This is a genomic window from Arsenicicoccus sp. UBA2120, assembly GCF_002330965.1.
In the GTDB taxonomy this organism is placed as follows: Bacteria; Actinomycetota; Actinomycetes; order Actinomycetales; family Dermatophilaceae; genus Arsenicicoccus; species Arsenicicoccus bolidensis.
Map to the genome: position 1 here is coordinate 57,823 of NZ_DCYC01000028.1, position 24,124 is coordinate 81,946.

Sequence of the window (24,124 nt, forward strand, 5' to 3'; positions counted from 1 at the left end):
GTAGATGCACCGCATCCGACGCGCGCCCTGCGCACGCGGCAGCCGTTCTACGCCCTGTCAAATCATCACGTTGTCGCATGTCACAGCGTCGCGGACCGGATCCGGGAGGATGCGGGGAGCAACGAGGGCGTTACGCCGAAAGAGTGTATGAAAGAATCTTGCCATGCGGATCACCATCCTTGCCGGAGGGGTTGGTGGGGCCCGGTTCCTCCGTGGCCTCGTCCACCATCTCCACCCTGACGCCGGCCCCGGGCCCGGCCACGCCCCTGGCACGCGCGACGCCGCCGAGATCACTGGGATCACTGGGGTCCCCGAGATCACCGTCATCGGCAACACGGGCGACGACATCACGTTGTTCGGCCTGCGGGTGTGCCCGGACCTCGACACGGTGATGTACACCCTCGGAGGTGGCGTCCACGAGGCTCAGGGCTGGGGCCGCTCCGGCGAGACCCACGCCGTCCAGGCCGAGCTCGCGGCCTACGGCGTCGAGCCGCAGTGGTTCGGGCTGGGCGATCGCGACATCGCCACCCACGTGGCCCGCACCCGGTGGCTCGGTCAGGGGCTCACCCTGTCGGAGGTGACCTCGCGGCTCGGCGAGCGGTGGGGGCTCCCCCGCCAGGGCGTGCGCCTGCTGCCGATGACGGACGAGCCCGTCGAGACCCACGTGGTCGTCGAGGACGCGGACGCCGAGGGCGGTCAGCGCGCCATGCACTTCCAGGAGTGGTGGGTGCGCCACCAGGCCGCGCTCCCGGCCGAGCGTTTCGTCGTGGCAGGCATGGACCGGGCCCGACCCGCTCCTGGAGTCCTCGAGGCCATCCGAACGGCTGACCTGGTCATCCTCCCCCCGTCCAACCCGGTCGTCTCGATCGGCATCATCCTCACCGTCCCCGGCGTGCGCGACGCGCTGCGGGGCACCAGGGCCCCCGTCGTCGGGGTGTCCCCCGTCGTCGGCGGCCGCCCGGTGCGTGGCCACGCCGACGCCTGCCTCGCCGCCCTCGGCCTGCCCACGACCACCGACGCCGTCGCGGGCCTGTATGCCGACTTCCTCGACGGCTGGCTGGTGGACGACGCGGACGCGGGGTCTGGCGAGGACCTGAGCCGCCGCCACCGGGGCCTCGTGGTCGAGCACCGTCCCCTTCTCATGACCGACGTCCCGGCGGCCGCCGCCATCGCGGGTGCGGCCGTCGATCTCGGCCGTCGGCTGCAGCGCGCGTGAGCGAGCCCACCGACGCACGGCCCGATCAGCCCGTCACCATCAGTCCGCTCCCAGGGATGCCGGAGGTCAGGACCGGCACCGACCTCGCGGCGGCCCTCGTCGCTGCCGCCGGGTCGGCAGGCCTGGGGCTCGCCGACGGTGACGTGCTGGCCGTCTCCAGCAAGCTCGTGTCCAAGGCGCTGGGCCTGCGCACGCCCTGGGACGGCGACCGCACGATCAGGGACGAGGTCGTCCGCGCCGCCACGCGCAGGGTGGTCGCGGAGCGCGCCACGCCCGACGGGGTGACCCGCGTGGTGGAGAGCGCCGCGGGCCCCGTCATGGCGGCCGCGGGCGTCGACGCGTCCAACACCGGGCCCGAGGGCGGTCTGCTCTCGCTGCCCGAGGACCCCGACCGCGCGGCCGACCGGCTCCGTCACGACCTCCTCGCCGTCCTTCCCCACGTGACCCGGCTCGGCGTCGTCGTCACCGACACCGCGGGCCGGCCCTGGCGCGCAGGCCAGACCGACCTCGCGCTCGGCCTGTCCGGCCTCGTGCCCGCCGACGACCTCCTCGGCGGCGTCGACCACGACGGTCGCTCCCTGTCCGTGACCAGCCGGGCCCTGGCCGACGAGATCGCCGCGGCGGCAGACCTCGTCAAGGGCAAGACCGACGGAGTGGGCGCGGCGCTGCTCCGCGGCCTGGGGCACCTCGTGCCCGGGCCGGACGCGTCGGGGATCCCGGGAGCCCGGTCGCTGGTGCGGACCGGGCCGGGCGACTGGTTCGCCCTCGGGCACCTCGAGGCCGTCCGTGCCGCGCTGGGTGCGACGCCGGGGTCGCCGGAGGCGGTGGGCGTCGGCATCCGGCCCACCGCGCTGGACGGCGCGGTCGACCGGGCCGGTCGCGCGCTGAGACTTGCCCTGCTCGACTGCTCGTCCGTGACCGCCGACGACCTGGTGCCTCACCACGACCGGGTGACGGGGACCCTGGTGTGCACCGACCGCCTCGAGCTGGGGCGCTGCCTGGCCAGGCTCGAGGTGGCGGTGGTCTCCGAGGACCTGGCCCTCGCCTGGACGGACTCACCAGGAGGTGCCGGGCTGACCTTCAGGGAGCTGGCCTGACACTTCCCGGCATCCCGCCTCGGGCCTGCCTCAGACCTCTCGGCGCCCGTCGGCGCGCTCGGGCAGCGCACCAGCCCTCATCCTGGCCACCCGTTCGACGGCCTTCTGGGACTGGTCGCTGACCTCCCCCACCAGCTCCTCCAGGACGTCCTCGAGAAAGACCACGCCGGTGACCCGGTCGCCGTCGTCGAGCACCTGCGCGAGGTGCCGTCCCGTCCGCTGCATGGTGGCGAGGACGTCCTCGACCTCGTCGGCCGCCCGCACCGTGGCGAGCCGCCGGATGCGCTTGGCGGGGATGGGTTCGTCGAAGTCCTCGTCCCGGGCGTACAGCACGTCCTTGAGGTGCAGGTAGCCCACGATGTCCCCGTCGGCGTCCCGCACCAGGTAGCGCGAGAAGCCGTGCCGAGCCACGAGGCGTTCGAGGTCCTGCGGGGTGGAGGCCTCCGGCAGCGAGACGACCTCGGCGAGCGGCACGGCGACCTCTCCGGCGACGCGGTCGCTGAACTCGAGGGCACCCTTGACCAGTCCGTGCTGCTCGGCCTCGAGCAGCCCCTCACGGTGGCTCTCGGCGACGATGTCACCGACCTCCTGGGCCGTGTAGGCGGAGGCGAGCTCGTCCTTGGGGTCGATGCCGGTGGCCCGGACGACGGCCTTGGCGATGCGTTCCATCACCAGGATGATCGGGCGCAGGATCCGCGTGATCGCGAGCAGTATCGGCACCAGCACGAGCGCGGAGCGCTCGGGGCCGGCGATGGCGAGGTTCTTGGGGATCATCTCGCCGACCACCACGTGCAGGTAGACGACGAGCAGCAGGGCGAGCACCAGGGCGAACGGACCGGCGACGGCGGTGGACAGGTGGGCCGCCTCGAGCCAGCCCTCGAAGAGGTGGTGGAGCGCGACCTCGGCCAGCGCCCCCAGCCCCAGCGAGCAGACGGTGATCCCGAGCTGGGCGCACACGAGCAGCGAGGCCACCTGCTCCAGGGCGTCGAGGCACCGTCTCGCGGCAGCCGACCCGCCCTCGGCGAGGGGCTCGAGCTGGGACCGTCGAGCGGCCATCAGCGCGAACTCGGCGCCCACGAAGAAGGCGTTGCCGAGGAGTAGGAGGAGCGAGACCCACAGCGCGGTGCCGGTGCTCACCGGGCACCTCCCGCCGGGACCGTCGTTGCGTCGTCCGCCACCAGCCGCAGGCGGTCGACGCGGTGGCCGTCCATGCCCTCGACGGTGATCCGCCAGCCGTCGATGTCGACCTCGTCGCCGAGCCTGGGGATGCGTCCGAGACGCGCCATGACGAAGCCGCCGAGCGTCTCGTAGGTCGGGGCCTCGGGGATGTCCGCGCCCACGCGGTCCCGCACCTCGTCGGTGCGCCACAGACCGGGGACCGTCCACGTGCCGTCGCGGCGCTCCCGCGCCTCGGGGTCACGTCGGTCGTGCTCGTCGGCGACCTCGCCGACGATCTCCTCGATCACGTCCTCCAGCGTCACGACCCCCGAGGTCCCGCCGTACTCGTCCACCACGATCGCGAGCTGGAAGCTGGTGCGCCTCAGGAGCAGCAGGAGGGGATCGAGGCGGATGGTCTCGGGCACGTGCAGGGCGTCCACCATGAGGGCGGACACGGGGACGTCCTGGCGGCGTTCGTGCGGCACGGCCAGGGCCTTCTTGACGTGGACGACACCGTCGACGTCGTCGAGGTCGTCCCCGATCACGGGGAACCGTGAGTGGCCGGTGCGGCGCGCCAGGGTGAGCACGTCGGCGGCGCTGGCGGTCCGTTCGACGGTGTCGCAGCGCACCCGCGGCGTCATGACGTCGTCGGCGGTGCGCTCGCCGAAGCCGAGGGACCTCGTGAGCAGCAGCGCCGTGTCGAGGTCGAGGGTTCCGGCCTCGGCCGACCGCCGGACGAGCGAGGACAGCTCCTGAGGGGTGCGGGCCGCCGACAGCTCCTCCTGCGGCTCGATCCCGATGCGCCGCAGGAACGCGTTGGCCGATCCGTTGAGGACGACGATGAGCGGCTTGGCGACCAGGCCGAAGACGCGGACCGGCCCGGCGACGACCTTGGCCGTCCCGAGGGGGGCCGAGATGCCGAGGAACTGCGGCACCAGCTCACCGGCGATCATCGAGCCCACGGTGGCGACCAGCATGGCGACGGCCGTCGAGAGGGGCGCGATCGCCGCCTGCGGGACGCCGATCGCGTCGAGCGGACCACGGACCAGCCCGCCGATCGCTGGCTCGGCGAGATAGCCGGTGAGCAGGGTGGTCAGCGTGATGCCGACCTGCGCCGCGGACAGCTGGGTGGACAGGCTTCGCAGCGCGACGAGGACGGGCTGGGCGCCCGCGTCCCCGGCATCGACGGCTCGCTGGACGGTGGGCCGGTCGAGGGCGACGAGGGAGAACTCAGCCGCCACGAACACCGCCGCTGCGGCGGTGAGCGCCACCGCAGCCAGCAGCAGGAGCCATTCGGTCATAGTGCGCTCATCCTACGGTCGGGGTGAGACAGACCCCCGTCACCGACGGCCGGGCGGGGCCGCGGGGTGCAAGATAGGGTGAAGGCCGATCAAGGTGCCGGTCAGAGTCGACGTGATCCAGAAAGAGGCGAGTACCGCCGTGACAACGCCCCCCAGCGGCCCGAGCTCCTCAGCATCCTTCGGAGCCAACCAGTGGCTCGTGGACGAGCTGTACGAGCAGTACAAGCAGGACAAGCAGAGCGTGGACAAGGCCTGGTGGTCGTTCTTCGAGGACTACACCCCGACCGCGGGCCAGTCCGCCGACGGGTCCGGCGCCGGAGGGGGATCGACCGGCACCGCGTCAGGGGCACCGTCGACGAGCTCCACCGAGGACGCCGCCAAGGGAGCCGACGGACCCTCGTCGCAGACGGTCGACCCGGGTTCGGCCACGGGCCGACCGGCGGAGCGACCCGCCTCTGAGAAAGCACCGGCGAAGGCACCCGCGAAGGCACCTGCCAAGGCCCCGGAGAAGGCACCGGCGAAGGACGGAGACAAGGCACCGGCCAAGGACGACAAGCCGGCGGCCAAGGGCGCCAGGCCCGGTGACAAGCAGTCGCAGCCCACCCCGCGTGACATCCCCGCTGTCAAGGACACCGGTCCTCAGGCCCAGGAGCAGGTCGTCCCGCTCAAGGGGCCGGCCGCCCGCGTGGTCGCCAACATGGCCACCTCCCTGGAGGTGCCGACGGCGACGAGCCTGCGCGCCGTCCCCGCCAAGGCGCTCATCGACAACCGCATCGTGATCAACAACCACCTGCGGCGCAGCCGCGGCGGCAAGGTCTCGTTCACCCACCTCATCGGCTTCGCCCTGGTCAAGGCGCTCGCGTCGATGCCGGACATGAACAACTCGTTCGCGGAGCGCGACGGCAAGCCCACGCTGGTCAAGCCGGCCCACGTCAACCTCGGCATCGCCATCGACCTGCCCAAGCCCGACGGCACCCGGTCCCTCGTGGTGCCGAGCATCAAGTCGGCCGAGCAGATGGACTTCGTGCACTTCTGGACGGCCTACGAGGAGCTGGTCCGCAAGGCGCGCGGCGGCAAGCTCACCGTCGACGACTTCGTGGGCACGACGATCTCGCTGACCAACCCCGGCGGAATCGGCACCAACTCCTCGACGCCCAGGCTCATGCAGGGCCAGGGCGCGATCATCGGCGTGGGCTCGTTGGAGTACCCGGCCGAGTGGCAGGGCGCCGCGCAGGAGACCCTCAACCGGCACGCGGTCAGCAAGATCCTGACGCTGACCAGCACCTACGACCACCGCATCATCCAGGGCGCCGGGTCGGGCGAGTTCCTCAAGATCATCCACGAGCTGCTCCTGGGCAAGCACGACTTCTACGACGAGATCTTCGCGTCGCTGCGCATCCCCTACGAGCCGGTCCGCTGGGTGCAGGACATCTCGGTCGGGCACGAGGACGAGATCAACAAGACGGCCCGCGTCCAGCAGCTGATCCACGCCTACCGCGTGCGTGGTCACCTGATGGCCGACATCGACCCGCTGGAGTACCGCCAGCGCCGCCACCCCGACCTCGATATCGAGCAGCACGGCCTGACCCTGTGGGACCTCGAGCGCGAGTTCGCGACGGGTGGCTTCGGCGGGGAGCCGTTGATGCACCTGCGCGACATCCTCGGGACCCTGCGCGACTCCTACTGCCGCACCGTCGGTGTCGAGTACATGCACATGCAGGACCCCGAGCAGCGCGCGTGGATCCAGGAACGCGTCGAGGCGCACCACGACAAGCAGAGCTCCGAGGACCAGCTGCGCGTGCTGCGGCGGCTCAACGCCGCCGAGGCCTTCGAGACCTTCCTGCAGACCAAGTTCGTCGGCCAGAAGCGCTTCTCGCTGGAGGGTGGCGAGTCGACGATCGCGGTCCTGGACCGGATCCTCTCCCGGGCGGCCTCGGACTCGATGGACGAGGTGTGCATCGGTATGCCGCACCGCGGCCGCCTCAACGTGCTCGCCAACATCGCGGGCAAGAGCTATGGCCAGATCTTCCGCGAGTTCGAGGGCGTGCAGGACCCGTCCACCGTCCAGGGCTCGGGCGACGTCAAGTACCACCTGGGCACCGAGGGCACGTTCACCTCCGAGGAGGGCGAGCAGACCAAGGTCTACCTCGCGGCGAACCCCTCCCATCTCGAGGCCGTCAACCCGGTCCTCGAGGGAATCGTGCGGGCCAAGCAGGACCGTCTCGGTCACGGCGGCGAGGCCTTCACGGTCCTGCCGATCCTGATGCACGGCGACGCGGCGTTCGCGGGGCAGGGCGTGGTCGCCGAGACCCTGCACCTGTCCCAGCTGCGTGGCTACCGCACGGGCGGCACGATCCACATCGTCGTCAACAACCAGGTCGGCTTCACGACCGCCCCGTCCAGCTTGCGCTCGTCGGTCTACTCCACCGACGTGGCCCGGATGATCCAGGCGCCGATCTTCCACGTCAACGGCGACGACCCCGAGGCCTGCGTGCGCGTGGCCGAGCTGGCCTACGAGTTCCGTCAGACGTTCGCCAAGGACGTCGTGATCGACCTCGTCTGCTACCGGCGTCGCGGTCACAACGAGGGTGACGACCCCTCGATGACGCAGCCGCTGATGTACAACCTGATCGAGGCGAAGCGCAGCGTCCGCAAGCTCTACACCGAGGCGCTGATCGGCCGTGGTGACATCACGGTCGAGCAGGCCGAGGACGCGCTGCAGGACTACCAGCAGCAGTTGGAGCGGGTGTTCGTCGAGACCCGCGAGGCCATCAAGGCGGCGCGGTCCGGCCAGGACAGCGGGCCGTCCGGGCTCGAGCGTCCCGAGGCGCAGGAGGCCGACGACAAGGCGCCGGCCAAGTTCGTCGACACGGCCATCTCGCACGACACGCTCATGCACATCGGCAAGGCCTTCGTGGCCACCCCCGAGGGCTTCACGGTGCACCCCAAGCTGCGCCAGATGCTCGAGAAGCGGGCCGACTCTGTCGCCAACGGCGGCATCGACTGGGGCACGGCCGAGCTCATCGCCTTCGGCTCGCTGCTCATGGAGGGCACCCCGGTCCGCCTGTCGGGCCAGGACTCCCGTCGAGGCACCTTCGTGCAGCGCCACTCGGTCCTGATCGACAAGTCCTCGGCCGAGGAGTGGACCCCGCTGCTCTACCTCGGCAAGGGCCAGGCCCGGTTCTGGGTCTACGACTCCCTGCTGAGCGAGTTCGCGGCCATGGGCTTCGAGTACGGCTACTCCGTGGAGCGGCCCGACGCCCTGGTGGTGTGGGAGGCGCAGTTCGGCGACTTCGCCAACGGCGCGCAGAGCATCGTCGACGAGTTCATCTCGTCCTCGGAGCAGAAGTGGGGCCAGCGCTCCTCCGTGGTCCTGCTCCTCCCCCACGGCTACGAGGGTCAGGGGCCGGACCACTCGTCCGCGCGCATCGAGCGCTACCTGCAGCTGTGCGCGCAGGACAACATGACGGTGGCCTTCCCCAGCACGCCGGCGTCCTACTTCCACCTGCTGCGTCGTCAGGCCTACGCACGACCACGGCGTCCGCTGATCGTGGCGACGCCCAAGTCGATGCTGCGGCTCAAGGCTGCGGCGAGCAGCCCGGAGGACTTCACCAACGGCACCTTCGAGCCCGTCATGGGCGACCGGACCGGGGTCGACGCGAGCAAGGTCGACCGCGTGCTGCTGTGCTCGGGCAAGGTCTACTACGAGCTGGACGCCTACCGGCAGAAGGCCGAGGACACCTCGACCGCGATCATGACGGTGGAGCGGATCGCCCCGTTCCCGGCCAAGGAGATGGCGGAGGCTCTGGCGACCTACCCGGACGCCGAGGTGGTGTGGGTGCAGGACGAGCCCGCCAACCAGGGCGCCTGGTCCTACGTCGCGCTGACCGGCCCGGAGCTGCTGGAGCAGCACGGCGAGACGCGCCGCTTCCGCCTGGTCAGCCGCCCCGCCTCGGCCGCCCCGTCGACGGGGTCGTCCAAGGCTCACGCGGCCGAGCAGGCCGAGCTGGTGGAGCGCGCCTTCGCGCGCTGACCTGCGGTTCGCCCGGACGGGGCCCGTCACCTCGGTGACGGGCCCCGTCCGTCGTCCGACCCGGTATGCCGCGCACCGGGCGCCGCCTCGCGATGGGGCACAATGTCAGCGTGTACTTCACGGACCGTGGCATCGAGGAGCTTCAGCACCGCAGGGGTGACGAGGAGATCACGTTCGACTGGCTCGCCGAGCAGCTGCGCGCCTTCGTCGACCTGAACCCCGAGTTCGAGGTCCCGGTGGAGCGCCTGGCGACGTGGCTCGCCCGGCTCGACGAGGATGACGACTGAGCGACCGCCGTCCTGCCCCGGCTCCGTGCGAGCCTCCGGACCGACAGACAAGGATCCACACGTGGTGTTCCACGACCAGCAGACCTACAACCCGTCCCCGTCCCACGTGGCGCCGGTCAACGGCGACCACGGACCGCGTGACGTGGGTCTAGTCTTCATCGGTGACTCCTTCGTCGCCGGGTACGGCGACCCCAAGGGGCTGGGCTGGGTGTCCCGGGTGGTGTCGCGGACCCAGCACCCGGACGTCCAGCTCTCGGCCTACAACCTCGGCATCCGCGGTGACTCCTCGGCCGACGTCCTCGGGCGTTGGCGCACCGAGTGCCCTCCCCGTTGGCAGGGACGCGGCGAGCGCCGCCTGGTCATCAGCGCCGGCCACCACGACGTCCTCGACGGGATCACGACCGCACGGTCGCGGCTCAACCTGGCCAACATCCTCGACGACGCGCAGGCCCAAGGCATCGCGGCCTTCGTGGTGGGCTCCACCCCGACCAACGACCCGACCTTCAACGCCACCCTCGAGATCGTCACCGAGGCCCAGGCCGACGTGTGCGCGCGCCGCGGCGTCCCGTTCGTCGACTGCTTCCGCCCGCTCCAGGGGCACGACCAGTGGACCGCCGACCTGGACGCCACCGGTGACGGCTTCCACCCCGGCCAGGCCGGCTACGGCCTCATCGCCTGGCTGGTCCTGCACGGCGGCTGGGACGCCTGGATGCGCCTCGCCCGCTGAGCCCGTCGTCCACCGGTCGTCGCGGTGCGTCGCCCGCTTGGCCCTCGGCGCCGGGCGCCGCGCCTCCCCGTGCGCGCCCGGACGAGGCTCTAGGTTGGGTGGCAGCACCCCGCCTCCCGCCTCGGAAGGATCCACGATGACCCACACGACCCGCGCCGGCGTCCCGCTGGCACTCGGCCTCGCTCTCGCCGCGACCCTGTCGGCCTGCGGATCCGAGACCACCCAGACCACCCAGACCACCCAGAGCACGCAGGCCACCCAGAGCACGCAGGCCACCCAGCCCGCCACGAGCTCGGCCGGATCGGCGTCGTCAGCCGCCTCCTCCGACGCCACCGGCACCTCCGCCGCGTCCAGCGGCACCACCACGGCGACCGGCACACCCGGCACCTCCGGCGCCGGCAAGACCTACACCATGGCGGTCGTCAACGACCACGACAACGAGACGTCCTGCTGGACCGTCATCAACGACGAGGTCTACGACGTGACGGCCTGGATCAGCCAGCACCCGGGCGGTCCCGCCCGCATCAAGGGCCTGTGCGGGCAGGACGGCACGTCCCAGTTCACCGGCCAGCACCAGGGCGCGGAGCTGCCGATGCAGCGTCTGGCGTCCTTCAAGATCGGCGCCCTCGCCAAGTGACCGACCGCTCGTCCTGACGAGCCGCCCGCGCCTGAGCCGCCCGAGGATCTCCCCGGGCGGCTCACGCCATCTGTCCGTGTCGCACGCCTCAGTGCGTGAGCACGACCTTGCCGAAGAGCTCGTCGCCCGCCATCCGCTCGAAGCCCGCCCGCGCCTGGTCCAACGGGTGCGTGGAGTCGATGACGGGCTCGATGCCGCGCTCGGACACGAACCTCGCGAGCCGCTCGAGCTCGGACCGGTTGCCCATCGTCGAGCCCACCACCCGCAGCTGGCGGAAGAAGATGTCGTTCAGCTCGGTCCGCGAGGGGTCTCCGGACGTCGCCCCCGCCGTGACGAGGGTGCCGCCCGACACCAGCGACTTGATGGAGTGCCGCCAGACGGCCGCCCCGACCGTGTCCAGCACGGCGTCGACCCGATCGGGCAGGCGAGCCCCGGGCTCGAAGACGTCGGCGGCGCCGAGCTCCAGCGCCCTGGCTCGCTTGCTCGCGTCCCGTGACGTGGCCCAGACGCGCAGCCCCGCTGCCGCCCCCAGCTGCACGAGGGCGGTGGCGACCCCACCGCCCGCGCCCTGGACGAGCACGGTGGCCCCGGGCTGGACCCCGGCGTTCGTGAAGAGCATGCGGTAGGCCGTGAGCCACGCCGTGGACAGGCAGGCGGCGTGCTCCCAGGACATCCCCGTGGGCTTGGGCACCACGTTGCGCTCGGGGACGGCCACGCGCTCGGCCATCGTCCCGGGGTTGAGCTCCGACAGCAGGGTCCGGCGCGGGTCGAGCGTCTCGTCGCCGAGCCAGCCGTCGGAGGCGACCACGGCGTGGACGATGACCTCCTGCCCGTCCTCGGTGGTGCCGGCGCCGTCGCAGCCGAGGATCATGGGCAGGCGGTCCGCCGCCAGCCCGACCCCCTTGAGCGACCACAGATCATGGTGGTTGAGGCCGGAGGTGCGCAGGGTCACGGTCGTCCACCCGGGCCTGGATCGGGGTTCCGGCTGGTCCCCGACCTCGAGCCCGGACAGCGGGTCGTCGGCGGACTGGCGGGCGGCATACACGGCGAGCATGTCCTCGAACCTATGCCACCCGCCTCGGACACGCAGCGGGCGAGACCGACGCCAGGCGCCGGGTGACGCGTTCGCGTCCGAGGCCACCCCCCACCCGAGCGTAGGCTGGCCGGTGGCCCGTCCCCAGCCCGAAGGTAGGTCCCATGCCCCGCAAGCACCTCGGCTTCGCAGTCGTGCGTGGTCGCTCGATGGAGCCCACCCTGCACGAGGGCGACTGGCTGCTGGTGGCGTTCGGCGCCCGCCCCCGGATCGGTCGGCTCGCGGTCGTGCGGCTCCCCGACGGCGAGCGCGGTCCCCGTCCGCTGTCGGTCAAGCGCGTGACCGGACGCGACCCCAAGACCCGCCAGGGCTGGTGGGTCGAGCGGGACAATCCCCGCGAGGGCGTCGACTCGTGGCACGTCGGCGCCCTGGGCGACGACGACATCGAGGGCCTGGTGCTCAAGCGGGTCCCGACCCCGCTGCTGCGCCTCCCCCGCTTCACCCGCCCAGCGCAGCCCTGACCACCAGCCTGAGCTCGTGACCGGTGGCAACGACGCGAGTTGTTGCAAGCGAGGTGCAGGATCGCCCTGCGCTCCCCCGTCGGGTTAGGTTGGGAAGGACGTGACGTCCGGTCACGCTTCGAATCTTCCGCGAAAGGAACTTGCGATGTTCACGTTCGCCCCGGTCGAGGTTCACGCCCACTGCGACCTCCCGTGCGGTGTCTACGACCCCGCCCAGGCCCGCATCGAGGCCCAGTCCGTCAAGGCCATCATCGAGAAGGTCGCGGACAACGACGACCCCGACTTCAAGGTCCGCGCGACGATCATCAAGGAGCAGCGCTCCCAGCTGGTCAAGGAGCACCTGTGGGTGCTGTGGACCGACTACTTCAAGCCCCCGCACTTCGAGAAGTTCCCGCAGCTGCACACCCTCGTCAACGAGGCGACCAAGCTGGCCGGAGCCTCGGGCACCAAGGGTGAGTGGGACGTCGCCAAGGCCGACGAGCTCCTGGCCAAGATCGACGAGATCGCGGCGATCTTCGCCGAGACCAAGAAGGCCTGAGCCCGGCTCTGCCTCCTCAGACCTGACGGCCCCGCACCCCCCGCGCGGGGCCGTCAGCCTGTTCCGGCCCTCGAGCCCGTATGCCGCCCGCACCGGCGTTTCGGCAGGGCCACCGCCTTGTGCGACAATGGGTGTTTGAGGCCCGTCCCGGGCCAGCGAACCGACGCCCCTCGCGGGCGACGTCCGACCCGCCAGACACGAGGAGTCCTCATGAGCAAGCGCGCCCGCAAGCGTCGTGCCCGCAAGAAGAACGGCGCCAACCACGGCCGCAAGCCCAACGCCTGAGCCCAGGCGTCCGGCGACGAGAGGCCCCCACCCGCACGAGCGGGACGGGGGCCTTCGTCATGCAGGAGGCGGGCGCCTCGGGACGACCTCGAGAAGCCCGGCGACGGCGCCGGTCGTCGGTCACCGGACCTCAGGCGGCCCGCCCTGCCGCACCTCCCACCGCGAAGCCCGGGACGGTCCGACCCAGCCACTCCAGCGCCTGGGCGAAGTGCCTGGACCAGACCGACGTCCGGTGACCGGTTCCGGGCGCCATGACCAGGGTGACCGACGTGGGGGCCTTGGCGGACGCCGCCAGCGCCGTGCTCCCCGCGTAGGACACGGGGTCGCCGTCGGAGGTCTGGACCCACAGGGCGACCGGGGGTCGGGTGGTCGTGAGGAGATGGGGCAGGTCGTAGGCGTCCTTCTGCTGCTGGGTCCGCAGCACGTGACGGCCCGAGAAGGTCGGCCGTCCGTAGACGCCGAGGACGACGCCGGCTCCGAACGTCTGGGGGTGCCGGACAGCGACCATGGCGGCGCAGTAGCCCCCGGCGGAGAACCCCGCGCTGGCCCAGCTCGCCCGGTCGGTCCGGACCCGCAGGCGTGACCGGACGAGCTCGGGGACGTCCTGGGTCAGCCAGGTCTCGACCTGCGCGCCACCGGGGGCGTTCACGCGCTCCGAGTCGGTGCCCTTGGGGAAGTCCAGCTGTGGCGACACCATGACCAGTGGCGCCACCTTGCCGCGGGTCACGGCCGCGTCAATGCGCTCACGCCCTTGCGGCGCGTCGAGCCACTGGTCGGGGCTGCCGGGGTAGCCGTGCATCGTCATGACCACCGGGTAGTCGCGTCGTGCCTGGGCGGGGGCGGCGTAGTCCTCGGGCAGGAGCACGACGACTCGTCCCGTGAGTCCGCTCCGACGCCCGGTGACCTGAAAGGTCTGCACGCGGTCGTTCGGGCTGGGGAGCGGCGGCAGCGATGCGCGACTCGCGCTCGGCCTCGGGGCAGGTGTCGCTCCGTAGATCGCGCCGGCGGAGCCCCCTGTGGTGGTGGCGTGGGCCGTGGGGTCGTTCGTGCCGGCGAGGTCACCCCAGTCGACGTACCACTGGTTCTGGGCGTTGAGGACGATGGCCACCGACAGCACGGCCAGGACGGCGACGAGCACCATGGCCAGCGCGCGCTGCACCGCCCCCCACACCGTCCGCCGGGTCCGTCCGGTCAGGATCGCACCGGTGATCAGGGCGACCGTCGTCACCGTGATCGCCAGGGCGACGAACGGCCCACCCGTCAGCTCCATGCCTCCCCCTCGGTCCTGCCTCGCTCGTCGTGCCGGCGCGTCATGGTGTGTGACGCCGCAGGCCACCGCCAGGATGGCACGCCGGGCGCCGGCCGTGACGAAGGCCCCCTCCCGGTCGGGAGGGGGCCTTCGTCGTCGGACCGGCGCGTCGGATCAGCGACCGTACTCGATGGTGATGCTGGCGATGATCTGCGTACGCAGCTGGACGGGTGCCTGCTCGCAGGCGCACGACCGCCGGATCAGGGCCTTGAGGGCCTGGTCGCGCTGGTACTCGTCCAGGCAGGGAGGGCACTCGCGCAGGTGGCGTGCGAAGTCCTCGCAGTCGCTCTCGGTCATCTCGCCGTCGAGGTACTCGAAGACGTGCTCCATGAAGTTCGAGCAGTCCATGTGCTCTCCCATCACTTCACCCCGCTGTCCTGCTGAGCCTGCGCACCCTCCGCGCCCTCCGCGCCCTCCGCGCCCTCCGGAGCGACGAAACCACGCTCGACGGCGTAGTCGCTGAGCAGGTCGCGCAGCTGGCGGCGGCCCCGGTGCAGCCGCGACATCACGGTGCCGATGGGCGTGCCCATGATCTCCGCGATCTCCTTGTAGGCGAATCCCTCGACGTCGGCCAGGTAGACGGCCAGGCGGAAGTCCTCGGGGATCTCCTGCAGCGCGCGCTTGACGTCGCTGTCGGGGAGGTGGTCGAGCGCCTCCATCTCGGCGCTGCGGTTGCCCATCGACGAGTGCGAACCCGCGCGGGCCAGCTGGTAGTCCTCGATGTCCGAGGAGTCGGACTGCTGGGGCTCGCGCTGCTTCTTGCGGTACGTGTTGATGTACGCGTTCGTCATGATGCGATACAGCCAGGCCTTGAGGTTGGTCCCGGGCTTGTACTGGTGGAACGCGGCGTAGGCCTTGGCGAAGGTCTCCTGGACGAGGTCCTCGGCGTCGGACGGGTTGCGCGTCATCCGCAGCGAGGCGCTGTAGAGCTGGTCCAGGTAGGGCAGGGCGTCCGCCTCGAAGCGGGCCTGCCGGTCGGTGGGGCTCTCGGTGGCCACGTCGATCTCAGTCATCGGGGCCAAGCCTAGTCCGGCGGACCCCACCTGAGGGTGGATGTCCAGCGCCGGATGGTCTGACGTCGGCAGGACGGGGGTGACGAGCACGGGGCGACTCCTACGGAGGGACGGACAGCAGGGTCAACGGTCCCCCAGCGGGTGACATTCCCGTATGCCGGCAGCCCGGCGCCTCGCGGGGTCAGAGCACCTCGCCGGTGTCCGGGTCGACGACGCCCGTCAGCTGGTCGGCCGGCGCGGGGTCGAGCAGCTGCGGGCCGTTGTTGCGCACGTCGTTGACGGCGGTGCTCACGGCATACGCGTCGAACCGCCCTGGCAGGGCGAGGTTGAGGTAGGGCTGGACGTGGTCCGGGGTCGTCGCGTCGGGGTCGAGCCACCCGGCCCAGTGCTCCGGCTCGAGGATCAGGGGCTGGCGGTCGTGGATGGTCGCCAGGTCGGGGTCGGCGCTGGTCGTGATCACGCAGTAGGTCGTGAGCCACGCGTCGGGGTGGTCGTCGGGCAGGGACCGGTCCCGCCAGAACTCGTAGAGCCCGGCCATGACCAGGGGGTCGCCGTCGGCGCGGTGGATGTAGAACGGCTGCTTGCGGGGTCTGCCCTTGCGGTCGGTGAGGGACGGCGAGCGCTGCCACTCGTAGTAGCCGTCCGCCGGGACCAGGCAGCGGCGGGCAGCAGCGGCGCGCGCGTACGCCGGCTTGTCCAGGAGCGTCTCGGCGCGGGCGTTGATCATCCGCGTGCCGACCTTGAGGTCCTTGGCCCAGGACGGGACCAGACCCCAGGTCAGCAACCTCAGCTGCCGGCTGGGATCCTGCTCGGGCTCGCCCCTGGGCCGCCGGGTCAGCACGACCGGGGCGGCCTTGGTCGGGGCCACGTTGTAGTCGGCGGCCGGACCGGCCCCCTGGGCTCGCTCCAGCGGGGCGATCGTGCGGACCGGCTCGGCCGTCCGGTCTTCGTCGACGTCCAGGGCCTCGACCAGCTCCGCCATGTCCTTGCTCGCTGCGTACCGTCCGCACATGCCGACAGCGTAGGCGCCATTGACTACGCTGGGCGGCAGCACCTGCACCCCAGCGAACGGAACCCCGTTGACCCTCGCGGACCCCGACCATCCGGTCGACCAGACGCCCCGCCCCTCCGACACCGTCGACGCCACGCCTGCCGACTGGCCCGCGCCTACGCCGGCCGCCCCGGTCGACGCCACCGCCGTGCTGCCGGGCAGCAAGTCGATCACCAACCGCTTCCTGGTGCTGGCAGCGCTGGCCAACGACACCTCCCGGATCCGGCGCCCGCTCCGCTCGCGCGACACCCTCCTGATGGCCCAGGCCCTGCGGGACCTCGGGGTCGGGGTGCGCGACCACGAGGGCGACGAGCCCGGCTGCCCCGACTGGATCGTCGAGCCGGCGCCGCTGCACGGGCCGGCCGCGATCGACTGCGGTCTGGCGGGCACGATCATGCGCTTCCTGCCGCCGCTCGCCACGCTGGCCGACGGTCCGGTCGTCGTCGACGGTGACCCGCACGCCCGCACCCGGCCCGTCGGTCCGGTCCTCGACGCGCTGCGCGCGCTCGGCGCCGCGATCGACGACGGCGGCCGCGGGGCGATGCCGTTCACGATCGACGGGCGTGGGGGTCTGCGCGGCGGGACGGTGACCGTGGACGCCTCGGGCAGCAGCCAGTTCATCTCCGCGCTGCTGCTGTCCGGCGCGCGCTTCGACGGGGGCGTGACGATCCACCACGTCGGCAAGCCCCTGCCGAGCCTGCCCCACATCCAGATGACCGTGGAGGCCCTGCGGGACGCCGGCGTGGTCGTCGACGACGCCGAGCCCGACACCTGGCGCGTCGAGCCGAGCGAGATCAACGCCCTCGACGTCACGGTCGAGCCCGACCTGTCCAACGCCGCGGTCTTCCTGGCGGCGGCCCCCGTGACCGGCGGTCTCGTGCACGTGCCGGCCTGGCCGGCGGTGACCACGCAGGCGGGCGACCACATCCGTGAGGTCCTGCAGCAGATGGGGGCCGAGGTCCACCTGGATCGCGCGGGCCTGACCGTCACGGGCCGCGGGCTGCACGGCATCGACGTGGACCTGCACGACGCGAGCGAGCTGACGCCCGTGGTGGCCGCCCTCGCCGCGCTCGCCGACTCCCCCACGTGGATCCGCGGCGTCGGCCACATCCGACGGCACGAGACCGACCGCATCGCTGCGCTCGCGACCGAGATCAACCGGCTCGGCGGCGACGTGAGCGAGACCGAGGACGGGCTCGTGATCCGACCGCGCCCGCTGCACGCAGGCCTGTTCCGCACCTACGCCGACCACCGGATGGCCATGGCCGCGGCCGTCCTGGGGCTCCGGGTGCCCGGGGTCGTCATCGAGGACGTCGCGACCACCGCCAAGACGCTGCCTGACTTCACCCGTCGCTGGACCTCCTTCCTCGCGGGCGAGACGGCGGCCACCGAGCGCCTGGTCCGCGCCGGGGCCACCCCTCGCGGGGGGCGCCGGTGAGCCGACGGTCGTATGACGAGAGCGACGTGCGGGTCCGCCCCAACCGTCGCGGGTCCCGCCCCCGCACCAAGGACCGTCCGGCCCACGAGGACGCGGTGGAGGCCCTCGTCACCGCCGTCGACCGCGGCCGCTACACCACGCTCCTCGGTGAGGGAACCGCCGACGAGCGCGTCGTCACCGCCATGAAGGCCCGCGAGCTCGGCCGCAAGGGGATCGTCGTCGGCGACCGCGTCGGGCTCGTCGGTGACCTGCAGGGCGGCCCCGACCACCTGGCCCGCATCGTCCGCCAGCACGAGCGCCGTTCGGTGCTGCGCCGCACGGCCGACGACACGGACCCGGTGGAGCGCATCATCGTCGCCAACGTCGACCAGCTCGTCGTCGTCACCGCCCTGGCCAACCCGGAGCCGCGACCCCGCATGATCGACCGCTGCCTGGTGGCGGCCTACGACGCGGGGCTCGAGCCGATCCTGGTGCTCACCAAGGCTGACCTGGTCGACCCCACGCCCCTCATCGAGGCCTACGCGCCCCTCGGGGCGCGGTGCATCGCGACGTCCACGCTCTCCGACACCGAAGTGCTGGCGGGCGCCTCCCCCGAGGACGTGCTGGCCCGCACCACCGGGCTGGACGAGCTGCGCGACGCGCTGACCGGACAGGTGAGCGTCATGGTCGGCCACAGCGGCGTCGGCAAGTCCACCCTCGTCAACCTGCTCGTCCCCGACGCCATGCGGGCGACGGGGCACGTCAACGACCACACGGGCCGGGGGCGGCACACCAGCACGTCCGCGATCGCCCTGCGCCTCCCCGACGCGTCCGGCTGGGTCGTCGACACCCCGGGCGTCCGCAGCTTCGGCCTCGCGCACGTCCGCCTGGACCGCATCGTCGCGCTGTTCCCGGACCTGGAGCCGGGCACGGCCGACTGCCCCCGCGGGTGCACGCACGACGAGGAGGAGTGCGGCCTCGACGCCTGGGTGGCCTCGGGTCAGGCCGGCCCCGCGGGCGTCGCCCGGCTGGACAGCCTCCGCCGCCTGCTGCGGGCCCGGTCCGCGGGCGAGGACACCTAGACCCTCGCCCGCGTGGATCCGCCGCCTGCTGCGGGGCGGGTCCGCGAGCGAGGACCCCGGCCTCTAGACGCGCGGCTCCGCCGCCTGCTGCAGGCCCGGTCCGCGGGCGAGGACGCCGGCCTGTCGCCGCGCGTGGCGCCCGGACCGGAGCGGGCTCCCGCCGCAGACTGTCGGGATGGACCTGCAGCGACGTCCCGTCGAGGAGAGCATCGGCGACCGCGACCTCACCCAGTGGCGCACCCCGATCGGCCGCGCGCTCGCCCGCGTCGTCACGCGGACCTCGACGTGGACGGCTGCGACCTGGTTGCTCGTTGCCACCGTCCTCGTCTGCTTCGTCGGGATCGTGGGCCTGACGGCCGCGGCCACCGAGACCTACGACGCGGTCGTCGAGGGCGACGGCGTGGCGGCGCTCGACCATCCCGTCCTCGAGCTCGCCGTGCAGCACCGCACGCCGGCCCTGGCCCAGGCCCTCACCACGTTCACCGACATCGGTGGCAAGGTCGGTATGCCGATCCTCTCGGTGGCGCTGGTCCTGCTGGCGACCTGGGCCTGGCGGTCGTGGTCGCCCGCCGTCCTCACCACCCTCGCCGCCGCGGGCTCGCTCGCGATGACGGTCGTGGGCAAGCAGCTGATCGGACGCGTCCGGCCCCCTCTCGCCGACGCCGTCCCCCCGTTCGAGACCTCGCCCAGCTTCCCCAGCGGGCACACCCTCAACACCACCGTCATCATCGGGGTCCTGACCTATCTGCTCCTCACCCACCTGCACCGGCGGCGCACGCGGATCCTCGCCGTCGTGCTGGCATCCTGCTGGATCGTCGCGATGGGGCTCTCCCGCGTCGTTCTCGGTCACCACTGGCTCACCGACGTCGTGACCGGGTGGCTGCTCGGGCTGGCCTGGGTGCTGGCGCTGGTGGTGTGCCACCGGATGTGGCTGACCGTGCGCAAGCATCGGTCGCCCTCCCCGTCCCCGGCGGCACAAGGCCGGTCCGGGGCGACGAAGGCCACCTAGCCACCCACACCCTGAGGGGCCAGAAGACCGCCGACCGCTCCCGCCTGCGCCATCCCTGTCGACCCCGGGCACGCGCGCCCATCGCTGGCGTGCCCGCGGCATCGCCGACAGCCCATGTTCCCGCGCCATCCCTGTCGGCCCCGGGCGCGCGCGCCACCCCTGTCACCCGCGCGCCCGTGGGCGCGGCCACGCGGGTGACAGGTAGTTTGGGCGGGTGAGCCCCTCCTATGACGACGACGTCCGCCTCGCGCACGTGCTGGCCGACTCGGTCGAGCGCGTAACGATGACCCGGTTCAAGGCCGAGGACCTCAAGGTCGACACCAAGCCCGACCTCACCCCCGTCACCGACGCCGACCGGGACGCCGAGGAGCTCATCCGCAGCCAGCTCAAGCGCACCCGTCCTCGCGACGCCGTGCAGGGCGAGGAGTTCGGCACGACGGGCCACGGGGCACGGCGGTGGATCATCGACCCCATCGACGGCACCAAGAACTACGTGCGGGGGCTGCCGGTCTGGGCCACCCTCATCGGGCTCGTCGACGGGGACGAGCCCGTCGTCGGCCTCGTCTCCGCGCCGGCGCTCAACCGGCGGTGGTGGGCCGCCAAGGGCTCAGGCGCCTACACCGGTCGCAACCTGTACTCCGCCAAGCGCATCCACGTGTCCGGCGTCTCGTCCATCGGGGACGCGTCGCTCTCCTACGCGTCCCTCGGTGGATGGCGGGACGCCGGCCGCCGCGACGAGTTCCTGCAGCTCATGGACGACTGCTGGCGCACCCGCGGGTTCGGGGACTTCTGGTCGTACATGCTGGTCGCCGAGGGCGCGTGCGACGTCGCGGCCGAGCCCGAGCTGGCGGTGCACGACATGGCGGCGCTCGTCCCGATCGTCACCGAGGCCGGCGGGCGCATGACGTCGCTCGACGGGTCACCCGCGCCCTGGGGCGGCAACGCCGTCGCCACCAACGGGCTCCTGCACGACGAGGTCCTGCGCCGGCTCGGCTGACGCACCGACGGAGTAGGCGCCTCGACGCACACCAGGTCACCGGAGCGCCGACCCGGCTCGGCCGAGGGCGCTGGCGCCATCTGGGGGCGGAGCCTGCGCGGTGCGTCTCGACATACGGCAGGCGCACCGCGCCAGGGGCGGCTCGGCTGCCCGGCTGGGCAAGCCCAGCACGCCTCTGCTGGTTCAGCCCTCGCGGCGGCGCACCTCGACGTCGCCCCGGCCGAGCGCCCGCACCTCGTCGGCGACCTGGTCGGCGTCGCCCACGACGACCACGGTCCACTGCCCCACGTCGGCCCGGCCGTAGGCCTCGATGAGCGCCTCCCCCGTCAGCGACCGCGTCTCCTCGAACATCTCGGTCACCCAGCGCGGCGGCAGCTTCTCCAGGGCGAGCCCGGCGGCCTCGTCCGCCACCGAGTCCGCGGTCGCGTAGCGCGCCGGTGCGGTCTGGCTGACGAAGTCGACCCCGGAGCGCACCTCCTCCGGCGTGAAGCCCTCGCGGGCCTTCTCGAGGATGTCGAGCAGGATGCCCACGGACTCGCCCGTCACGTCCGCGCGCACGGATCCGCTGGCGATGAACAGCCCGCCGTCGGCGCGCGGCACGAAGGCCGTCCGCAGGCCGTACGTGTAGCCCTTGTCCTCCCGCAGCACCGAGTCGACCCTGGCCTGCGGCGCACCACCGACCAGGAAGCTCAGGACCGGGTAGGCACCCCATCCGTGCCGCCGATCGGGACCGAGGCAGCCGACGTACAGCTCCGACTGCACCGAGCCGGGTCGGTCCACCACGACGATGCGGCGGGCGTCCTCCCGACGGACCGGGCCTTGCGGACCCACCGGCGCGACCGGTTGCGGCGTCCAACCACCGAAGGTGCGCTCCACCAGAGCGTGCAGATCCTGCAGCGGCTCGGCACCGAGGGGAGTCAGGTCACCGGCGACGACCATGACGGCTCCGGTCGGCCCCACGTGGTCGTGGTGGAAGTCCCGCACGGCAGGGGCGGTGATCGCCCGCACGGTGGCGGGGCTGCCGGCCGACGGGCGCGAGGCGCGCGACTCGGGGGTGTAGAACGTGGCGGCGAACTCCCGCATGGCACGGCTGCGGGGGTCGGCGTTCTCCTGCTCGATGTCGGCCAGGCGCTTGCGCCGGGCGCGGTCCACCTCGTCGTCGGGGTAGGCCGGACGCTGGACGCACTCGGCGAGCAGCTCCAGGCCACGCTCAAGCCGGCTCACGGGGACGTCCAGGTCGAGGACGAGGCCGAACTCGCTGGTGGAGGAGCCGAGCGCGACCCCGGCCCGCTCCAGCAGCTCGGCGAACTCCTCCGCCGAGTGGTCCAGCGTCCCCTCGTCGAACGTCCGGGACAGCAGCGCCAGGATGCCCTCGAGCTCTCGGGGCTCTTGCGCCGGCACGACGGGGATGGCCAGCCGCACCGAGGCGACGTACTGCCCGGGCGTGTGGAAGGTCTGCAGCGCCAGCCCGTTGTCGAGCCGGGTCGTGCTGGGCTCGGGGAAGGCCCAGGGGCCCGGGGGCGCGACCTCGGGACGGGCGGGGATCAGGGTGTCGGTCATGCCGAGGCTCCTTCACTGGTCTGGGCCTTGAGGTGCGCCACGACGGCTCGGTTGGCCGGTCGCAGGTATGCCGACGCAGCCGCCCGCACCTGGTCGGGCGTGATGGTGGCCAGGCGGTCGAGGAAGGTGTTGGCGTGCTGCGCGTCCCCGTGCAGGGCGGCGTGCCCGCAGATGATGTCGGCGCGCTCGTCCGCCGCGGCCAGGGCGTGCAGCCAGGCGCGTTCGCTCTGAGCCAGGACCGACTCCATCTCGACGGGGGTCGGCCCCTCGTCGGCGAACCGGTCGAGCTCCTCGCACAGGGCAGCCTCGGCCGCGTCGGGGTCCACGCCGTCGGCGACGTCGACGGAGATGAACCCGAGCGACACCCCGTCGACGAGCCCCCAGGCCATGCCCTGCACGCCGTTGGCGAGCTGCTCGCGGCGCACGAGGCGGCGGTACACCCGAGACGAGGCCATCCCCGCAAGGGCGTCCAGAGCAGCGGACGCGGCGTAGAACTCGTCCGTGTCGTCCACCGGGAGGCGGAAGGCCACGAACAGGCGGTCGCTGGGCACGTCCGACCTCCGCTCGAAGCGGACCGGGTTCTCCAGGGGTGGCAGGGCCGCAACGGGCTCGCGGCCGGCCGCGGCGCTGGCGGGCAGGTGGCCGAAGTAGGTCTCGGCGGCGGCGAACCCCTCTTCGGCGGTGAGGTCCCCGACGAGCGTCAGCGTCGTGTTGTTCGGGCCGTAGTACCGCTCGAAGAAGGCGTGCACGTCCTCGAGGCTGGCACCGTCGAGATCTTCCATCGACCCGATGGTGGGGTGGTGGTACGGGTGCCCCTCGGGGAACACCAGGGCGTAGAGGTCCGGCAGGGCGAAGCCGTACGGCTGGTTGTCGTACCGCTGCCGCTTCTCCTCCTTGACCACGTCGCGCTGGTTGTCGAGGTTGGCCTGCGTGACGGCGGGGAGGAGCCGGCCGTGCCGGTCGGCCTCCAACCACAGCGCAAGCTGGTAGGCGCCGCGAGGCACCGTCTCGAAGTAGTTGGTGCGGTCGAACCACGTCGTGGCGTTGAGCCGGCCCCCGCGCGACATCAGCTCGGAGAAGTGCTCCCCTGACGCGACGTTCTCCGACCCCTGGAACATCAGGTGCTCGAACAGGTGCGCGAAACCGGTTCGCCCGGCCACCTCGTGTCGCGACCCCACCCCGACCCAGAGGTTGACCGTCACCGTGGTGATGGACCTGTCCTCGTTGACGATGACGCGCAGCCCGTTGGGCAGGGTGCGCTCCGCGATCTGATAGTTCAACGGCATGCCGACCACCCTAGGCGACAACCACCCAGAACGCAGAAAAGCCCCGGACCTGGTGGTCCGGGGCTTCCCCACAATGTTTGTCCGGCGGCGTCCTACTCTCCCACACCGTCACCAGTGCAGTACCATCGGCGCTGTAAGGCTTAGCTTCCGGGTTCGGAATGGGACCGGGCGTTTCCCTCACGCTATGACCGCCGTAACTCTATCGACTTGTCAAACCACGCACCTAGTGGTTTGTGTGTCGGGAACTACACAGTGGACGCGAGCAATCTTCGGGTCAAGTCATCGGCTTATTAGTACCGGTCAGCTCCACACATTGCTGTGCTTCCACATCCGGCCTATCAACCCAGTAGTCTAGCTGGGAGCCTCTCACCCACAAGGGGCATGGAAACCTCATCTTGAAGCGTGCTTCCCGCTTAGATGCTTTCAGCGGTTATCACTTCCGAACGTAGCTAATCAGCGGTGCCCTTGGCAGAACAACTGACACACCAGAGGTTCGTCCATCCCGGTCCTCTCGTACTAGGGACAGATCCTGTCAATATTCCTACACCCACGGCAGATAGGGACCGA

At 71.9% G+C, this 24,124-nt stretch carries 22 protein-coding genes and 2 rRNA genes; 13 read left to right on the forward strand and 11 right to left on the reverse strand.

Annotated elements, in window-relative coordinates; translation table 11 throughout:
* Window positions 1-163: 163 nt before the first annotated feature.
* Both cofD and B2P18_RS03375 read left to right on the forward strand, forming a co-directional pair.
* Window positions 164-1,216 carry a 2-phospho-L-lactate transferase gene (cofD, locus tag B2P18_RS03370; RefSeq protein WP_029211592.1) on the forward strand — a complete coding sequence of 351 codons (1,053 nt, stop codon included), beginning with the start codon at window positions 164-166 and terminating at the stop codon, window positions 1,214-1,216.
* Between the two features lie 56 nt (window positions 1,217-1,272).
* Entirely contained in the window at window positions 1,273-2,313 is a 1,041-nt protein-coding gene (locus B2P18_RS03375) for a coenzyme F420-0:L-glutamate ligase (RefSeq protein WP_156911304.1), read from the forward strand.
* 30 nt (window positions 2,314-2,343) lie between these two features.
* Here B2P18_RS03375 and B2P18_RS03380 read toward each other — a convergent pair whose 3' ends face one another.
* Both B2P18_RS03380 and B2P18_RS03385 read right to left on the reverse strand, forming a co-directional pair.
* Window positions 2,344-3,450 (reverse strand): hemolysin family protein, encoded by a 1,107-nt coding sequence (locus B2P18_RS03380; protein ID WP_029211594.1) that lies wholly within the window; start codon window positions 3,448-3,450, stop codon window positions 2,344-2,346.
* Window positions 3,447-4,772: a hemolysin family protein gene (locus tag B2P18_RS03385; protein WP_029211595.1), complete on the reverse strand. Its 1,326-nt coding sequence runs from the start codon at window positions 4,770-4,772 to the stop codon at window positions 3,447-3,449. The genes B2P18_RS03380 and B2P18_RS03385 overlap by 4 nt, the downstream gene beginning before the upstream one ends.
* Window positions 4,773-4,911: 139 nt before the next feature.
* Here B2P18_RS03385 and B2P18_RS03390 point away from each other — a divergent pair, with 139 nt between their 5' ends.
* The 4 genes from B2P18_RS03390 to B2P18_RS03405 all read left to right on the forward strand — a co-directional run bounded on the left by B2P18_RS03390 (window position 4,912) and on the right by B2P18_RS03405 (window position 10,456).
* Entirely contained in the window at window positions 4,912-8,805 is a 3,894-nt protein-coding gene (locus tag B2P18_RS03390; RefSeq protein ID WP_286955838.1) for a multifunctional oxoglutarate decarboxylase/oxoglutarate dehydrogenase thiamine pyrophosphate-binding subunit/dihydrolipoyllysine-residue succinyltransferase subunit, read from the forward strand.
* A 110-nt stretch (window positions 8,806-8,915) separates the two neighbouring features.
* Window positions 8,916-9,092 (forward strand): DUF6104 family protein, encoded by a 177-nt coding sequence (locus B2P18_RS03395; protein ID WP_156911306.1) that lies wholly within the window; start codon window positions 8,916-8,918, stop codon window positions 9,090-9,092.
* 61 nt (window positions 9,093-9,153) lie between these two features.
* Window positions 9,154-9,819, forward strand: coding sequence for a GDSL-type esterase/lipase family protein (locus tag B2P18_RS03400; protein WP_372490262.1), 666 nt, complete (start codon window positions 9,154-9,156; stop codon window positions 9,817-9,819).
* Window positions 9,820-9,955: 136 nt separating this feature from the next.
* Window positions 9,956-10,456: a cytochrome b5-like heme/steroid binding domain-containing protein gene (locus B2P18_RS03405; protein ID WP_286955839.1), complete on the forward strand. Its 501-nt coding sequence runs from the start codon at window positions 9,956-9,958 to the stop codon at window positions 10,454-10,456.
* Between the two features lie 88 nt (window positions 10,457-10,544).
* On the opposite strand, the gene B2P18_RS03410 is transcribed toward B2P18_RS03405, so the two are convergent.
* A complete protein-coding gene (locus B2P18_RS03410; RefSeq protein WP_029211599.1) occupies window positions 10,545-11,510 on the reverse strand; it encodes a zinc-binding dehydrogenase in 966 nt (321 codons plus the stop codon).
* A gap of 143 nt (window positions 11,511-11,653) precedes the next feature.
* On the opposite strand from B2P18_RS03410, the gene B2P18_RS03415 reads away from it, so the two are divergent.
* The 3 genes from B2P18_RS03415 to B2P18_RS18845 all read left to right on the forward strand — a co-directional run bounded on the left by B2P18_RS03415 (window position 11,654) and on the right by B2P18_RS18845 (window position 12,833).
* Complete coding sequence (locus B2P18_RS03415; RefSeq protein WP_019287623.1) at window positions 11,654-12,010, forward strand: S26 family signal peptidase; 357 nt, start codon at window positions 11,654-11,656, stop codon at window positions 12,008-12,010.
* A 145-nt stretch (window positions 12,011-12,155) separates the two neighbouring features.
* Window positions 12,156-12,548, forward strand: coding sequence for a superoxide dismutase, Ni (gene sodN / locus B2P18_RS03420; RefSeq protein WP_019287622.1), 393 nt, complete (start codon window positions 12,156-12,158; stop codon window positions 12,546-12,548).
* A 210-nt stretch (window positions 12,549-12,758) separates the two neighbouring features.
* Entirely contained in the window at window positions 12,759-12,833 is a 75-nt protein-coding gene (locus B2P18_RS18845; protein ID WP_372490264.1) for a 50S ribosomal protein bL37, read from the forward strand.
* Between the two features lie 130 nt (window positions 12,834-12,963).
* On the opposite strand, the gene B2P18_RS03430 is transcribed toward B2P18_RS18845, so the two are convergent.
* The 4 genes from B2P18_RS03430 to B2P18_RS03445 all read right to left on the reverse strand — a co-directional run bounded on the left by B2P18_RS03430 (window position 12,964) and on the right by B2P18_RS03445 (window position 16,167).
* A complete protein-coding gene (locus tag B2P18_RS03430; protein ID WP_286955841.1) occupies window positions 12,964-14,103 on the reverse strand; it encodes an alpha/beta hydrolase in 1,140 nt (379 codons plus the stop codon).
* A 153-nt stretch (window positions 14,104-14,256) separates the two neighbouring features.
* Window positions 14,257-14,490: a mycothiol system anti-sigma-R factor gene (gene rsrA, locus B2P18_RS03435; protein WP_029211601.1), complete on the reverse strand. Its 234-nt coding sequence runs from the start codon at window positions 14,488-14,490 to the stop codon at window positions 14,257-14,259.
* Between the two features lie 11 nt (window positions 14,491-14,501).
* The gene (locus tag B2P18_RS03440) at window positions 14,502-15,197 is read right to left on the reverse strand and encodes a sigma-70 family RNA polymerase sigma factor (RefSeq protein ID WP_376783716.1); all 696 of its coding nucleotides are present in this window, start codon (window positions 15,195-15,197) and stop codon (window positions 14,502-14,504) included.
* A gap of 139 nt (window positions 15,198-15,336) precedes the next feature.
* Window positions 15,337-16,167: an SOS response-associated peptidase gene (locus tag B2P18_RS03445; RefSeq protein ID WP_029211603.1), complete on the reverse strand. Its 831-nt coding sequence runs from the start codon at window positions 16,165-16,167 to the stop codon at window positions 15,337-15,339.
* 67 nt (window positions 16,168-16,234) lie between these two features.
* On the opposite strand from B2P18_RS03445, the gene aroA reads away from it, so the two are divergent.
* The 4 genes from aroA (at window position 16,235) to hisN (ending at window position 20,711) form a co-directional block, all read left to right on the forward strand.
* The gene (gene aroA / locus B2P18_RS03450) at window positions 16,235-17,644 is read left to right on the forward strand and encodes a 3-phosphoshikimate 1-carboxyvinyltransferase (protein WP_029211604.1); all 1,410 of its coding nucleotides are present in this window, start codon (window positions 16,235-16,237) and stop codon (window positions 17,642-17,644) included.
* Window positions 17,641-18,705, forward strand: coding sequence for a ribosome small subunit-dependent GTPase A (gene rsgA, locus B2P18_RS03455; protein WP_029211605.1), 1,065 nt, complete (start codon window positions 17,641-17,643; stop codon window positions 18,703-18,705). The genes aroA and rsgA overlap by 4 nt, the downstream gene beginning before the upstream one ends.
* Before the next feature lie 175 nt (window positions 18,706-18,880).
* On the forward strand, window positions 18,881-19,714 hold the full coding sequence (locus B2P18_RS03460; RefSeq protein ID WP_239263876.1) for a phosphatase PAP2 family protein: 834 nt from the start codon (window positions 18,881-18,883) through the stop codon (window positions 19,712-19,714).
* A 214-nt stretch (window positions 19,715-19,928) separates the two neighbouring features.
* Window positions 19,929-20,711 (forward strand): histidinol-phosphatase, encoded by a 783-nt coding sequence (gene hisN, locus B2P18_RS03465; RefSeq protein ID WP_286955848.1) that lies wholly within the window; start codon window positions 19,929-19,931, stop codon window positions 20,709-20,711.
* Between the two features lie 183 nt (window positions 20,712-20,894).
* Here hisN and B2P18_RS03470 read toward each other — a convergent pair whose 3' ends face one another.
* The 4 genes from B2P18_RS03470 to B2P18_RS03485 form a co-directional block, all read right to left on the reverse strand.
* Window positions 20,895-22,271, reverse strand: a complete 1,377-nt coding sequence (locus tag B2P18_RS03470; protein ID WP_286955850.1) for a M16 family metallopeptidase — start codon at window positions 22,269-22,271, stop codon at window positions 20,895-20,897.
* Entirely contained in the window at window positions 22,268-23,557 is a 1,290-nt protein-coding gene (locus tag B2P18_RS03475; protein ID WP_286955852.1) for a M16 family metallopeptidase, read from the reverse strand. The genes B2P18_RS03470 and B2P18_RS03475 overlap by 4 nt, the downstream gene beginning before the upstream one ends.
* Window positions 23,558-23,636: 79 nt before the next feature.
* Window positions 23,637-23,753: ribosomal RNA gene (rrf, locus tag B2P18_RS03480) — 5S ribosomal RNA — on the reverse strand.
* 74 nt (window positions 23,754-23,827) lie between these two features.
* Window positions 23,828-24,124 (reverse strand): 23S ribosomal RNA (locus tag B2P18_RS03485); the annotation flags it as partial.